This window comes from Vibrio sp. YT-19(2023) (assembly GCF_033337395.1).
The window spans coordinates 131932-147267 of sequence record NZ_JAWOQN010000011.1 but is presented as its reverse complement, the minus strand read 5'-3'; the positions used below and the strand labels follow the sequence as shown (position 1 = coordinate 147267).

The window sequence follows — 15336 nt, the reverse complement described above, 5'->3', positions numbered from 1 at the left end:
GCTTTTGTTAGCAGGCTTGCACCCTTGGTTCGACAGAACTCTCATTAAGCAGCTTTTTCACATCTCGCCACAACATACTGATCACGACCAAACTCAATGCAATGTTAGACAATGGGAAAGCTAACCAAATACCTGTCACGCCGAAAAGTTTCGGCATAATGAATAAGAATGGCAACTGGACCAGCATGTTGCCTAGTGTTACAAACATAGCTTTGCTGCCTTTGTTTACTGATTGATAGTACGCGGCCGCCACAACTAAAAAACCATCTAAGAACAACGCAAACATGTGTAAACGAATCCCGATCACGGTGCTATCAATCAACTGTTGGTCAGCATTATTAAACACCGCAACCAGTTCGTACGGGAAAAGGTTCATCAAAACAACGAACGCCACCCCACCAAGCACAGATGTCCCCATCGCGACCTTTAATAACTTTCTGATGTTCTCCTGATTACGTGCACCGTGGTTGAAGCTCACTAAAGGCTGCATACCATTCGCAATTCCTTCTGCTATCAGATAGTAAACCGTCACGATGTACCCCAAAATGGCGTACGCTCCGATCAACATTGCACTTCCGTATTGAGCAAATAACGAGTTGTGCAGTGCCACCATCACAGAGCCGTAGGCGTACATAAAGAAACTTGATGTACCTATCATGATAATCTTTGGTGCAGCATCAACCTGAACTTTGAAGTCGCGGATACGAAGGCGTAATGTTGCTTTTGAAGTAAAGAAGTAACCAATACCGAGCACAGTGACCACTAATTGTGCAAGTGCAGTGGCAATAGCGGCTCCGGTTAACTCCCACTCCAACCAAGCAATAAATACGTAGTCTAATACAATGTTAATAACGGCACCGATGACCATCAAAATCGTTGCTAAGTTCGGGCTGTCGTCATTGCGTAATAAAAACGGAACTGCGATAGAACCCAACGTGAATACGCACGCGACAATCAGAATATGCAAATATTGCAGCGCAAGTTCAAACACTCGCCCTTCCGCACCTTGCCAGCGAATAAATTCATCCGAAAACAAGAACAATATTGTAGCAACGATCGGCATCAATGCCGCTAACAACGTCAATCCGGTCGTTAGGATTCGCTTAGCGCCTTCATGATCGTTCTCTCCTTGCTTGATCGAAGTCAGCGCGCCAGTCCCCACCCCAATCATCATTCCTATACCGAGGATCGAACCGATAATAGGCCACGCAACATTGATCCCAGCTAATCCGTCAGCGCCAACATAACGGCCAATAAAAATGCCATCAACTATTTGATACAAACCGTTTACGAGCATTGCTGCGACGGTTGGAATCGTATATTTCCAAAACTGTCTATAAATTGAGTTTTGCATGACTGTCACCAGTAGTTAGCAAAGCTAACCATTTAATTAGCAAGGCTAACTAAATGGTTAAATTAAATAAAAGAAAGATGAAACAACAAAAACTAAACCATACAGCTGAGGCCTTTGCTTCAGTTTAAAATGACTTATTACTCAATGCTTTATTCAATAAAGCTTGTAACTGTTCAGCTTCTTGCTGATTTAATTGTTGCATCATTTGGTCAGAGATATCTTTGTACACTACCTGCTCCAAAGACATTTTTTCTGCGACTTCTTCCGTAAGCAACACACGCTTAGCACGAGCATCCTCATTACATGCGATGCGTTTCACCAAACCCTTTTTTTCCAAACGCACAACCATTGTCGATGCGGAAGGCTTAGTCACTTGCAGCTCTTCTGCAAGATCGGTTATTCGCACACCCTCAGGGTAAACCTGAATCACACGTAAATAATCGAACTCATTAAAGCTTAGATGTGATAATGGATCTTCTTTGGCATAGACACGCCAAGCTTTGGCGCAAAAACGCTCTAAATCAATCAAGCTTTCTTCTAATGCCATAAAAGCCACCACCACTTAGTTAGCAAGACTAACTATTTTAAATGAGTCACTCATCAAGTTCAATCATAAAAAAAGCCGCTCTCATCGAGCGGCTCTAAATCATTCAATTTCCAGCTTCTTGGCAGCCTTTAACTTGGCCAATCTATCTTGCTGTAATTGATCGTAAATTTGCGCCAACTCCAAGAAAGAATAGCGATGCTCAACATAATCGTAAACGTTGAACGAAATCGCGAGCTTATAAAGTGAGATGGCACTTGCGATATCACCTTCAAGCTGATTACGCTTTCCAAGGTAGAAATACGTTTCCGTCAATCGTTCAGCTAGACGATAGTTCTCTCTCGTTCCATCCATAATTGCTTTAAGCGCGTCTTCGTCCGAGACGTCTCGCAGCATGATAGCAACAAGAACCCACCCCCACTCTTCACTACGATCTCGTAAATAACGCTGTTGAAGATTGGCTTTTGCTTGCTCTGGATTTTGCTCAGCTTCGATGATGTACAGCCATAATGAACGAAAAGGATCCGTTGGCATTTCTTGATAATGCTTGGTCATATCTTCTAAAGCGAGATCGATTCGGCCACCATAATACAGTGCAATCGCACGGTTGCGCTCAGCATAGGTATTATCAGGAGCCAACTCTATGGTCGAGTCAAACGCTTCATATGCCGCATCAAACTCTCCTACTTGGGTAAAGTATACTCCCAAAAGATTGAAGATGTCCGGCTGAGCAGGATTCAACTGCAAAGACTGGTTAAAGTCCAAACGGGCAAGATCACGTAAACCAACGCTGTCGTAGTAGCTACCGCGCTCATAATGCATTTTAGCGCGCACTTCATCACTAAGGTCGGGACGTTGTAGCAACTGCGAGAGACGCGCGATTTGTACTTCTTGTTGAACACTAGGCTGAAGTGGCACCGCCATCGGTGGATATAACCACTTTTGTGCTGATTGTTGAGAAGTATTTGCACAACCGGTCAGCGCGATAGCAACACATAAAATTGCGGTTTGAAACCATTTCACTAATTGATACTCCTGTTTGGACCGCTCAAGATTTATTTCTCTTAATGCAATATAGGCGATAACCTCGTTTGAGGTTAATACATCGAAACAAACCAAAAAAGGGGAGCGAAAATGCTCCCCTTTTATAACATGCTTTCAGGCCCTTAATCTAATAAAAGGCTGAAAGTCTCATTTTGTCTTACTCGTCTTTAGCAGCTGGTGCTTCAGCAGCAGCTTCTTCAGCTGGCTTTTCTACCGCTTCTTTCATGCTTAGACGTACACGGCCTTGGCGGTCGATTTCAAGAACTTTAACTTGAACTTCTTGACCTTCAGCTAGGTAGTCAGACACTTTCTCTACGCGTTTTTCTGCGATTTGAGAAATGTGTACAAGACCATCTTTGCCTGGAAGAACCGTTACGAATGCACCGAAGTCTGCTAGACGTGCAACTTTACCTGTGTAGATACGGCCCACTTCAACTTCAGCAGTGATCTCTTCGATACGGCGGATAGCTTCTTTCGCAGCAGTGCCTTCAGTTGCCGCAATCTTGATAGTACCGTCGTCTTCGATTTCGATAGTTGTACCAGTCTCTTCAGTTAGAGCACGGATAACTGCACCACCTTTACCGATAACGTCTTTGATCTTCTCAGCGCTGATCTTCATCGTGTGAATACGCGGAGCAAATTCAGAGATGTCTTCACGAGCACCAGAGATTGCTTCATCCATTACAGATAGGATGTGCTTACGTGCGCCTTGAGCTTGGTTAAGCGCAATTTGCATGATTTCTTTAGTGATGCCTTCGATCTTGATGTCCATTTGAAGTGCAGTGATACCAGTGTTAGTACCTGCTACTTTAAAGTCCATGTCACCTAGGTGGTCTTCATCGCCAAGGATGTCAGAAAGTACAACGAAATCGTCACCTTCTTTAACAAGACCCATTGCAATACCAGCAACAGATGCTTTGATTGGTACACCTGCGTCCATAAGCGCAAGAGAAGTACCACATACTGAAGCCATTGAAGATGAACCGTTAGATTCAGTGATTTCCGATACAACACGTACTGTGTATGGGAACTCATCAACAGAAGGCATTACTGCAGCAATACCACGCTTCGCCAGTTTACCGTGGCCGATTTCACGACGCTTAGGAGAACCTACAAAACCAGTTTCACCTACACAGTATGGAGGGAAGTTGTAGTGCAGTAGGAAGTGATCTTTACGCTCACCAGTTAGCTCATCGATGATTTGAGCATCACGCTGAGTACCTAGCGTTGCCGTAACGATCGCCTGAGTTTCACCACGAGTGAATAGCGCGCTACCGTGAGTACGAGGAAGAACACCAGTACGTACATCTAGTGCACGAACCATGTCTTTTTCACGGCCATCGATACGAGGGTTACCTGCAATAATACGGCTACGTACTACTGTCTTCTCTAGATCATGGAAGATAGTGTGGATTTCTTTTGTATCTGCTTCAGGATCTTCAGCAAGAAGAACTTCATTTACTTCCGCAGCGATCTCATGGATGCGGTCGTAACGAGCCATTTTCTCAGTAATTTGGTAGGCTTCAACAAGTTTAGCTTCTGCTAGATCAGCAATCTTATTTTTAAGCGCTGTGTTCTCTTCAGGAGCAACCCAATCCCAAGCAGGAGTTGCAACTTCTGCTTTGAATTCGTTGATAGCTTTAATAGCAACTTGTTGTTGGTCATGACCATAAACAACCGCCGCTAGCATTTCTTCTTCAGTTAGGTTGTCCGCTTCTGACTCAACCATCAATACTGCTGACTCTGTACCTGCAACAACAAGGTCAAGCTTAGAAGTTTCTAGTTCAGTTTGGCTAGGGTTAAGTACAAGCTGACCATCGATATGACCAACACGCGCCGCACCGATAGGGCCGTTGAATGGAATGCCAGAGATAGCAAGAGCAGCAGAAGTACCGATCATTGTAACGATATCTGGCTGAACATCTGGGTTTACAGACATTACTGTCGCGATAACCTGAACTTCGTTTTTAAACGCGTCTGGGAATAGCGGACGGATTGGACGGTCGATTAGACGAGCTGTTAGCGTTTCGCCTTCAGAAGGACGACCTTCACGTTTGAAGAAGCCGCCTGGGATTTTACCCGCAGCGTAAGTACGCTCTTGGTAGTTAACCGTTAGTGGGAAGAAGTCTTGACCTGCAACGGCTTCTTTTTTACCTACAACAGATACGAATACAGACGTATCATCCATTGTGACCATAACTGCTGCTGTAGCTTGACGTGCAATAACGCCAGTTTCTAAAGTAACTGTGTGGTTACCGTACTGGAACGTTTTAACAACTGGTTTTTCGAACATTGTTATTCCTTGTTTCTAATCTTCCTTTAGTGCTTAAAGAAATCTTAGATGTGTTAATTGACACTCAAGGCATTACGAATCGCGACTAGTAAAAAGAAACTCGGAAGTTCCTTTTGAATAGTCGCGACCTTTTGGTCGACGTGGTTGACTGTAATGCTATGAGCTTTTGAGAAAACCTCTTACAAGGTTTAGCCGCCAGTATTATAACGGCATAAGTCTAATTTGGCTAAATTTAGGCAACAAAAAAGGGGCATAAAGCCCCTTTTTAGACAAACTGCTATGCAGTCGCTGATTAGCGACGTAGGCCTAGACGTTTGATTAGGTCTTGGTAGCGAGCTAGGTTTTTACCTTTTAGGTAATCTAGAAGCTTACGACGACGAGAAACCATGCGTAGAAGACCACGACGGCTGTGGTGATCGCCTTTGTGCGCTTTGAAGTGACCTTGTAGGTGGTTGATAGAAGCTGTAAGTAGAGCTACTTGAACTTCTGGTGAACCAGTGTCGCCTTCGCCTTGTGCGTATTCTGCAACGATTGCTGCTTTAGTTTCTGCATTCAGAGACATAATTCTCTCCTAATAAGAGTAGGTTTAAAGTTGTAGCAGCCAATCTCTGATTCAGCCGCTACGCGAAGCGCGGATTATAGGGAAATTTCCTATCTCGTGCAATATAAAAATACCGACACTCAGGTCGGTATTTTCAATCATTTACTTGGATGCAACGTCATCTCGGAACACGACCAATCGCTTAGGAGCGATTTTGCCATCTTCGTTCATTTCGCCAACGCCAATAAACAAGCGTTCTTCACCCATAGTAAGGCGAAGTGAGCCCTCTGTCGGAGCACCAAATACTTGAACGGGCTGCCCATGTTGGACCATATCCGCCAGTTCAGGCACCAAGTTGACTTCTGGTAAGTCTTCTACCGCTGTATCCATTGGCAAAAGCAGTGGGTCCAGTAGTTCTCGAGGCGCTCGTTCCTCGCGGTGAGCTTGCTCTAGCAACTCATTTAGTTGCTCAAGTGTTACCATATTCTCGTAAGGGTATTTAGCAACACCAGTACGACGAAGCATAGTTACGTGCGCACCACAACCTAACATTTCGCCCAGATCATCAACGATAGTACGAATATAGGTACCTTTAGAGCAGTGCACTTCCATCTCTACTTCATCGCCTTCAAAACGGTGAAGAACAATCTCATATACCGTGATCTTACGAGATTCACGCGGAACTTCGATGCCTTTACGAGCGTATTCATACAAGGGTTTACCTTGATACTTCAACGCAGAGAACATGGAAGGCACTTGATCAGATTCACCACGGAACTGATCGATGCACGCTTCTAGCTTGTCTAACGTAACATCGACTGGACGCGTCTCTACAACTTCACCATCCGAGTCAGACGTATTGGTACGTTCACCCAGCTTTGCGATCACACGGTAGCGTTTATCAGAATCAAGAAGAAACTGAGAAAATTTTGTCGCTTCACCCAAGCAAATTGGCAGCATGCCTGTCGCTAATGGGTCCAAGGCTCCAGTGTGGCCTGCTTTCTCAGCAAAGTAGATTCGCTTTACTTTTTGCAGTGCATCATTGGAAGAGATACCTGTTGGTTTGTCCAACAGTATAACGCCATTAATTGGACGACCTTTACGACGACGAGCCATTATTCTTCGTCCTCACGACCAGAATCTTTTTGCTTTTGTTTGTCTGAACTAACGACTTCAGACACTAGGTTAGACATACGCATACCTTCAACAAGCGTATTGTCATAGTGGAAGCGGATTTCTGGCGTTAAACGTAGACGAATACGCTTACCTAACATCATGCGAATGTGCACTTCGTGCTCACGTAGCGCTGCTAGACATGATTCAGGTGTTTGCTCACCCACACACAGGAAGGTCACAAATACTTTTGCGTAAGCTAGGTCACGAGAGACTTCTACGTCTGAGATCGTCACCATGCCAAGGCGAGAGTCACGAACTTCACGTTGAAGGATCATCGCTAGTTCTTTTTGCAGCTGCTGTGCAACGCGCTGCGTGCGGCTAAATTCTTTTGACATATCTTTACTCTTATATAGAAAGAATGGGGGGTTGGTCAAAGCCAGCCCCCCATGGTGTATTCAACAACCAATTACTACTTATCTTTCAAAGACAATATTAGTAATTTTAGTCAATTAGTCTAGAGTACGTTTAATTTCAACGATTTCGAAGACTTCGATTTGGTCACCAACGCGAACATCATTGTAGTTCTTAACGCCGATACCACATTCGTAGCCATTCTTAACTTCTTGAACGTCATCTTTGAAACGACGTAGTGACTCTAGTTCACCTTCGTAAATAACAACGTTATCACGTAGTACACGGATTGGGTTGTTACGCTTGATCACACCTTCTGTAACCATACAACCAGCGATAGCGCCCAGTTTCGGTGACTTAAACACGTCACGAACTTCAGCAAGACCAATGATCTCTTGCTTGAATTCTGGAGCAAGCATACCGCCCATTGCTTGTTTCACTTCATCAATCAATTGGTAAATGATTGAGTAGTAACGTAAGTCAACAGCTGCGGCTTCAACAGCACGGCGAGCAGAAGCATCTGCACGAACGTTAAAGCCAAGGATGATTGCGTTTGAAGCTTCCGCTAGTACTACGTCAGTTTCCGTAATACCACCTACACCAGAACCAACGATGTTCACTTTAACTTCGTCAGTAGATAGCTTAACTAGTGAGTCAGCGATTGCTTCTACAGAACCTTGAACGTCTGCTTTAAGTACAACGTTAAGTTCAGCAACTTCACCAGCAGTCATGTTAGAGAACATGTTCTCTAGTTTAGATTTCTGCTGACGAGCAAGTTTCACTTCACGGAACTTACCAGCACGGTAGTTAGCTACTTCACGCGCTTTACGCTCGTCACGAACTACTGTTGCTTCATCACCTGAAGATGGTACACCTGAAAGACCTAGGATCTCTACAGGGATAGATGGGCCAGCCGAAGTAATTTCTTTACCTAGCTCATCACGCATTGCACGAACACGGCCGTATTCTTGACCACAAAGAACGATGTCGCCTTTGTTTAGTGTACCTGATTGAACAAGTACTGTTGCAACTGGACCACGACCTTTATCTAGGCGAGATTCAACAACAACACCAGATGCCATGCCCTCAGCTACAGCTGTAAGTTCAAGAACTTCAGACTGAAGAAGGATTGCTTCTAGAAGACCATCGATGTTTGTACCCTGTTTAGCAGAGATGTGAACGAACATGTTCTCACCGCCCCACTCTTCAGGAATAACGTCGTATTGAGCAAGCTCGTTCTTAACGTTATCTGGGTTCGCGTCTTCTTTATCGATCTTGTTCACAGCAACAATTAGAGGAACGCCTGCCGCTTTCGCGTGCTGAATCGCTTCTACTGTTTGTGGCATTACGCCATCGTCTGCTGCAACTACAAGAACAACGATATCTGTTGCTTGAGCACCACGAGCACGCATTGCAGTAAACGCTGCGTGTCCAGGAGTATCAAGGAACGTGATCATGCCGTTGTCTGTTTCAACGTGGTACGCACCAATGTGCTGAGTAATACCACCCGCTTCGCCAGAAGCAACGTGTGTGCGACGGATGTAGTCAAGTGTTGACGTTTTACCGTGGTCAACGTGACCCATGATAGTAACAACTGGAGCACGTGGAACTGCTTCCGCGTTAGTGTCACGGTCAGATAGTACCGCTTCTTCCAGTTCGTTCTCTTTACGAAGAACTACTTTATGGCCCATTTCTTCAGCAACAAGTTGTGCTGTTTCTTGGTCGATCACTTGGTTGATAGTCGCCATAGCGCCCATCTTCATCATTACTTTGATAACTTCTGTCGCTTTAACCGACATCTTGTTAGCAAGTTCTGATAGAACGATCGTTTCGCCAATTACAACGTCTTGCTTAGCAACCGTTGCTGACTTATCAAACCCGTGCTGCATTGAAGTCGGCTTAGCAAGTTTGCCCTTACGACCTCTACCGCCACGTTGGTTGTTACGGCCACCGCGAGCTTGGTCGTCTTTACCCGAAGCTGCTTTTTTCTTCTTACGACGACCGCCTTCTACTTTGCGATCTGCTTCATCTTCGGCTTCACGTGCGTATTGTGAAGTCGTTACATGGTAATCTGTATCTTCCATATCACCCTTTTTCTCTTCTGCAGCAGACCAACGCTCTTTATTCTTTTCAGCCAATTCGCGAGCTTCTTCAAGCTTGCGCTGACTTTCCTCTTCAGCCTTACGCTTAGCTTCTTCTTCCTGACGACGTTTAAGCTCGTCGGCCTCTTTTCGCGCTGCTTCTTGCTTAATTTTCTCTTCAGCATCACGCTTTGCTTTTTCTTCAGCATTACGTTGTGCATTCGTATCTACGTCTCGCTTCGCTTTTTCTTCAGCTTCACGTTTCGCTTTTTCTTCCGCTTCACGTTTTGCAGCTTCTTCAGCTTCACGTTTTGCAGCTTCTTCAGCTTCACGTTTTGCAGCTTCTTCTGCTGCACGTTTTGCTGCTTCTTCTGCTTCACGTTGTGCTGCTTCTTCAGCTTCACGTTTCGCTTCATCTTCAATTGTGCTGCGCTTCACGTATGTACGTTTTTTGCGCACCTCAACCTGAACATTCTTACTCTTACCACCACCCGCGTTCACACTAAGTGTACTACGAGTTTTACGCTGAAGCGTAAGGCGAGTCGGCTCTGAATCACCTGATTTATCACCGTGTTCTTTCTTTAAATGAGAGAGAAGCTTCTGCTTCTCTTCATCAGTAACATTGTCAGAGCTCGCCTTTTTAATGCCAGCGTCAGCAAGTTGTTCAATCAAGCGGTCGACTGGCGTACCAATCTCATCACTCAGTGCTTTAACTGTTAATTGTGTCATGCCGCTTCCTCCTTGCCGAAAATTATGCTTCTTCGCCGAACCAACAGATGTTACGTGCGGCCATAATTAGCTCACCTGCACGTTCCTCGGTCAGGCCTTCGATACCTTCTAAATCGTCAATACCTTGGTCAGCAAGATCTTCCAGTGTCGCTACACCTTTCGCTGCCAATTTAAATGCCATCTCACGCTCAAGACCTTCAAGTGCAAGTAGGTCCTCAGCTGGTTCTAGACCTTCAAAAGACTCTTCTTGTGCTAGTGCGATCGTCGTTAGTGCATCTTTTGCACGTCCACGAAGCTCTTCGATTAGTTCTTCATTCAAACCATCGATTTCTAGTAGCTCGTTAACTGGCACGTATGCGATTTCTTCTAGCGTTGAGAAACCTTCTTCAACAAGAAGTTGAGCGAAGTCTTCTTCAATATCTAGGTACTTCATGAAGTTTTCAATAGATGCTTGTGATTCTTCAGCGTGTTTCTTCTGAAGATCAGCAACTGTCATAACATTCAGTTCCCAACCGGTTAGTTGAGATGCTAGACGCACGTTTTGACCGTTACGACCAATAGCTTGCGCTAGGTTGTCAGCTTCAACTGCGATGTCCATTGAGTGTGCATCCTCATCAACGATGATAGAAGCAACATCAGCTGGCGCCATTGCGTTAATAACGAATTGAGCTGGGTTATCATCCCAAAGAACGATATCGATACGCTCACCACCAAGTTCGCCAGAAACAGCTTGTACACGTGCACCACGCATACCAACACACGCACCTACAGGGTCGATACGTTTGTCATTTGTTTTGACAGCGATCTTAGCGCGAGAACCAGGATCACGTGCTGCGCCTTTCAGCTCGATAATATCTTCTGCGATTTCAGGCACTTCAACACGGAACAGTTCTGCCAACATTTCTGGCTTAGAACGAGTGATGAACAATTGGAAACCACGTGCTTCAGGCGCGACTTTGTAAAGAAGGCCACGTACGCGGTCGCCTGGACGGAAGTTTTCACGAGGAAGTTGGTCATCACGCAGGATTACCGCTTCAGCGTTATTACCAAGATCAAGCACGATTGTGTCACGGTTTACTTTTTTCACGACACCAGTGATTAGATCACCTTCATTGTCGATGAACTGTTCAACGATTTGTGCGCGCTCAGCTTCACGAACTTTTTGTACGATAACTTGCTTAGCAGTTTGAGTCGTAATACGGTCAAACGTTACTGATTCGATTTCGTCTTCTACGTAGTCGCCAAGCTCGATTGAATCATCTTCGTATTGCGCTGCTTCTAGTGAGATCTCTTTTGTAGGGTTCTCAACGTCATCAACAACTAACCAACGGCGGTAAGTTACAAACTCACCGGTTTTACGGTCAATGGCAACACGTACGTCGATTTCGATTTCGTATTTCTTCTTTGTAGAAGTTGCTAGAGCAATCTCAAGAGCCTCAAAGATACGCTCACGAGGTACCGCTTTTTCGTTCGATACCGCTTCTGCTACCGCTAAAATTTCTTTACTCATTGTATTTAGCCTCTAAGCTTAAACTTTTTTAGGGAACTAAAATTTAGGGATCAGGTTAGCTTTGGAAATGTTACTTAGAGCAAACTCTTCTTGCTGACCGTCTACAGTAATTGTCACTGTTTCGCCATCAACACCGTGGATAATACCTTTCCACTTACGACGGTTTGCTACAGCCATTTTCAATACGATGCTGACCTCGTGACCAATAAATTGCTCGTAATGTGCTGCTTTAAAAAGTGGTCTTTCTAAACCTGGAGAAGACACTTCTAGGCTGTAAGCAACAGAAATTGGATCTTCAACGTCTAAAACTGCACTAACTTGGTGGCTAACTTCTGCACAGTCGTCTACGTTAATACCATTTTCATGGTCAATGTAGATACGTAACGTTGAGTGCGCGCCTGCACGAATGAATTCTAATCCAACTAACTCATAACCTGATGCCGCTACTGGCGCGTCAAGCATTTCAGTAAGTTGTCTTTCTAAACCAGTCATTTAACCACTCCAGAAACAAAAAAAGGGCTCAGAGCCCAATCAAAAAACCAAGCAGTATCTGAGCTATTTCAAAAAGCTCAGATAACAAAAAACCCCGATAGTCGGGGTTTTATGCTGCTGGACCCTGATACGTTAAGAATAGCCAACAATTGCTTTTCTTAACTCGTAGTGTGGTTAGCACTACGCAAACTTGCCAATCTACGATTTCCTTTTAAAGAAAGAGATTGGTTGCGGGGGCCGGATTTGAACCGACGACCTTCGGGTTATGAGCCCGACGAGCTACCAAGCTGCTCCACCCCGCGTCCGACTTGCTGAGCATTATACTCGCAAACAAGTGATTTACAAGTTTGTAAATACATGGTGCCGAGAGAGGGACTCGAACCCTCACACCTAAGGCACTAGCACCTCATGCTAGCGTGTCTACCAATTTCACCATCTCGGCATCAAAACCTTACAGCTTATTGAGGAATTTCATCACCCGCAGGGGCAGGAACTTCACTCGCTGCGTCCTTAACTTGTTCAACAACTGGTTGACCTAACGTTGGGTCTACCCATTGTGATTCAGTCTGGTGCGTAGACATACGACCAAGTAACAAGCTAACGATAAAGAATACGGTTGCTAAAATAGCAGTTGTTCGGGTTAAGAAATTACCTGAGCCGCCAGCACCAAACACTGTGTTTGAAGCACCAGCACCGAACGAGGCTCCCATATCTGCGCCTTTACCTTGTTGAATCAACACAAGGCCAATCACACCAAGCGCTGCCAACAGGTAAATCACAAGTAGAACTGAAAACATTTTTTCCACCTATGTTCCAAATTGTTGAGCCAGCGCCGTTCAAAAGAACAAATCATAATGAACAAGGCTAGCGACCTCCTAACGGGAGGCGGAGCAATACTAGCGAAAGCCAGTAACGCTGACAAGGGAAAATTAGTAAAAAATCAATGCCAATGCGTTAAGCGCTCAAAAAAAGGGCAAAAGATGCCCTTTTCATTCAAGACATGCTTTAACGCAATGATTAACAACTTGCTTTAACAGCCTCAGCGATTTTCAATGCTGAGTGTTGAACTAGTTCACCATCTTCGCCTTCCACCATAACGCGGATCAAAGGCTCAGTGCCAGACTTACGCAGCAGTACACGCCCTTTATCACCAAGTGTCGCCTCTACTTCAGCGACAGCGTTTAATACAGCTGTAGCTTCAAGAGGGTTACTTTCTCCTGAGAAACGGACATTTTCTAAAACCTGAGGATATAATGTCATTCCTTGCGATAGTTCATATAAAGACATATCGCTGCCAATTACAGAAGCAAGTACTTGAAGTGCAGCAACAATCGCATCGCCGGTTGTGACTTTATCTAATAAGATCACATGGCCTGAGTTTTCAGCACCAATTTTCCAACCTTTTTCTAGCAGTTGCTCCATGACATAACGGTCACCAACAGCAGCACGTACAAACGGAATGCCTAGCTGCTTTAAACCATTTTCCATACCCAAGTTAGTCATTAGTGTACCAACAACACCACCCTTTAGCTCACCACGACGAAGTGCATCACGAGCGATGATATAAGCAATTTGGTCACCATCAACTTTGTTACCTAGGTGGTCGACCATAATGATGCGGTCACCATCACCATCAAATGCGAGACCAAGATGCGCTTGCTCTTCAACAACACGCTGTTGAAGAGCTCGTACGTCTGTTGCGCCCACTTTTTCATTAATGTTGATGCCGTTAGGCTCTACGCCCATAGCGATAACTTCTGCCCCAAGTTCTTTGAAAACATTTGGAGCGATGTGGTACGTTGCACCGTGCGCACAGTCTACTACGATCTTAAAGTTCGCAAGGCTCAGCTCAGATGGGAAAGTACTCTTACAGAATTCGATGTAACGACCAGCTGCATCATTTAGGCGGGTTGCTTTACCAAGCTCAGCAGACTCCACACATTCAATTTCTTTATCTAACTCAGCTTCGATCGCCAATTCGATATCGTCAGGTAGCTTAGTACCCTCAGAAGAAAAGAATTTAATGCCGTTGTCGTAATATGGGTTATGTGATGCAGAAATCACAATACCAGCCTCGGCACGGAAAGTCTGAGTTAAATATGCCACAGCTGGAGTTGGCATGGGACCAGTAAATGTTGCTTTAAGTCCCGCAGCTGCAAGGCCAGCCTCTAGTGCAGATTCAAGCATATAACCTGAAATACGTGTATCTTTACCTATGATAACTTTCTTTGTGCCTTGTTTCGCTAGTACACGACCAGCAGCCCAGCCAAGCTTAAGTACGAAGTCTGGAGTGATTGGGTATTGTCCTACTTTACCGCGCACACCGTCAGTACCAAAGTAACGTCTTTCATTCGACATAAACTTTCCTTTATTATTTTTAAATATTGTTTTTCGTCATCTCAACAACTTTCATCGCTTCGATTGTCTCTTCAAAGTCATGCACGCGAATGATCTGCGCGCCTTTCATCGCGGCAATCGTAGCACAAACGACACTTGCGTTCGTACACTCTGCCGCTGGCTTGTCTAACAGTTTGAAGATCATGGATTTACGAGACATGCCAGCCAAAATAGGCAGGCCGAATTCATGAAACTTTTCAAGATGAGCAAGCATATGATAATTGTGTTCGATTGTTTTGCCAAAGCCAAACCCAGGATCGAGAATCAGTTGAGATTTATCAATCCCTGCTGCTTCACACGCCGCGATACGCTCTTCTAGAAAAGCCGACACGTCCCCCATTAAATCATCATAATGAGGGTCAACTTGCATGGTCCTAGGCTGACCTTTCATATGCATCAGACAAATTGGAAGGTTTGCTTCTGCTGCGACTTCCAGAGCACCTGGCTCTTGCAGCGAGCGGATGTCATTGATCAAATCAGCCCCAGCATCAATTGCTTGACGCATCACTTCTGCTTTACTGGTGTCAACGGAAATCCACACATCATACTTTTCACGAATGGCTTTGATTACTGGGACAACACGCCTAAGCTCTTCTTCCAAAGACACATCCGGTGCACCAGGTCTTGTCGATTCACCACCAACATCAACAATACTTACACCAGCCTTTATCATTTTATCAACTTGAGCAAGAGCAAGTTCAATTGAGTTGTATTTACCGCCATCCGAAAAGGAATCCGGTGTCACATTTAGAATGGCCATGACATGTGGACGCGAAAGGTCCAAAGATTTGTTATTTGCTGTAATCATCATCATAAACACAAAA

13 protein-coding genes and 2 tRNA genes are annotated in these 15336 nt (G+C 44.8%); all 15 read right to left on the bottom strand.

The window, feature by feature from the left end:
* Positions 1–7: 7 nt before the first annotated feature.
* Positions 8–1354: an MATE family efflux transporter gene (locus tag R7E78_RS10780; RefSeq protein ID WP_033905574.1), complete on the bottom strand. Its 1347-nt coding sequence runs from the start codon at positions 1352–1354 to the stop codon at positions 8–10.
* Positions 1355–1478: 124 nt separating this feature from the next.
* On the bottom strand, positions 1479–1901 hold the full coding sequence (locus R7E78_RS10775) for a MarR family winged helix-turn-helix transcriptional regulator (protein WP_005380103.1): 423 nt from the start codon (positions 1899–1901) through the stop codon (positions 1479–1481).
* Positions 1902–2000: 99 nt separating this feature from the next.
* Positions 2001–2921, bottom strand: a complete 921-nt coding sequence (gene nlpI / locus R7E78_RS10770; RefSeq protein ID WP_005380101.1) for a lipoprotein NlpI — start codon at positions 2919–2921, stop codon at positions 2001–2003.
* 178 nt (positions 2922–3099) lie between these two features.
* On the bottom strand, positions 3100–5235 hold the full coding sequence (gene pnp / locus R7E78_RS10765; RefSeq protein WP_054574827.1) for a polyribonucleotide nucleotidyltransferase: 2136 nt from the start codon (positions 5233–5235) through the stop codon (positions 3100–3102).
* Between the two features lie 292 nt (positions 5236–5527).
* Entirely contained in the window at positions 5528–5797 is a 270-nt protein-coding gene (gene rpsO / locus R7E78_RS10760; RefSeq protein WP_005380094.1) for a 30S ribosomal protein S15, read from the bottom strand.
* A gap of 141 nt (positions 5798–5938) precedes the next feature.
* Positions 5939–6892 (bottom strand): tRNA pseudouridine(55) synthase TruB, encoded by a 954-nt coding sequence (gene truB, locus R7E78_RS10755; RefSeq protein WP_017820421.1) that lies wholly within the window; start codon positions 6890–6892, stop codon positions 5939–5941.
* Positions 6892–7287, bottom strand: coding sequence for a 30S ribosome-binding factor RbfA (gene rbfA / locus R7E78_RS10750; RefSeq protein WP_005380087.1), 396 nt, complete (start codon positions 7285–7287; stop codon positions 6892–6894). The genes truB and rbfA overlap by 1 nt, the downstream gene beginning before the upstream one ends.
* 114 nt (positions 7288–7401) lie before the next feature.
* Entirely contained in the window at positions 7402–10113 is a 2712-nt protein-coding gene (infB, locus tag R7E78_RS10745) for a translation initiation factor IF-2 (RefSeq protein WP_005380086.1), read from the bottom strand.
* 22 nt (positions 10114–10135) lie between these two features.
* A complete protein-coding gene (gene nusA / locus R7E78_RS10740; RefSeq protein WP_005380084.1) occupies positions 10136–11623 on the bottom strand; it encodes a transcription termination factor NusA in 1488 nt (495 codons plus the stop codon).
* A gap of 36 nt (positions 11624–11659) precedes the next feature.
* A complete protein-coding gene (gene rimP / locus R7E78_RS10735) occupies positions 11660–12115 on the bottom strand; it encodes a ribosome maturation factor RimP (RefSeq protein ID WP_005386424.1) in 456 nt (151 codons plus the stop codon).
* A 225-nt stretch (positions 12116–12340) separates the two neighbouring features.
* A tRNA-Met gene (locus R7E78_RS10730) sits at positions 12341–12417 on the bottom strand.
* 56 nt (positions 12418–12473) lie between these two features.
* Positions 12474–12557 (bottom strand) — tRNA-Leu (locus R7E78_RS10725).
* A gap of 16 nt (positions 12558–12573) precedes the next feature.
* The gene (gene secG, locus R7E78_RS10720) at positions 12574–12912 is read right to left on the bottom strand and encodes a preprotein translocase subunit SecG (RefSeq protein ID WP_005380080.1); all 339 of its coding nucleotides are present in this window, start codon (positions 12910–12912) and stop codon (positions 12574–12576) included.
* 220 nt (positions 12913–13132) lie between these two features.
* Positions 13133–14473 carry a phosphoglucosamine mutase gene (glmM, locus tag R7E78_RS10715; protein ID WP_005388992.1) on the bottom strand — a complete coding sequence of 447 codons (1341 nt, stop codon included), beginning with the start codon at positions 14471–14473 and terminating at the stop codon, positions 13133–13135.
* A gap of 19 nt (positions 14474–14492) precedes the next feature.
* Positions 14493–15323, bottom strand: a complete 831-nt coding sequence (gene folP, locus R7E78_RS10710) for a dihydropteroate synthase (protein ID WP_017820419.1) — start codon at positions 15321–15323, stop codon at positions 14493–14495.
* Positions 15324–15336 lie beyond the last annotated feature (13 nt).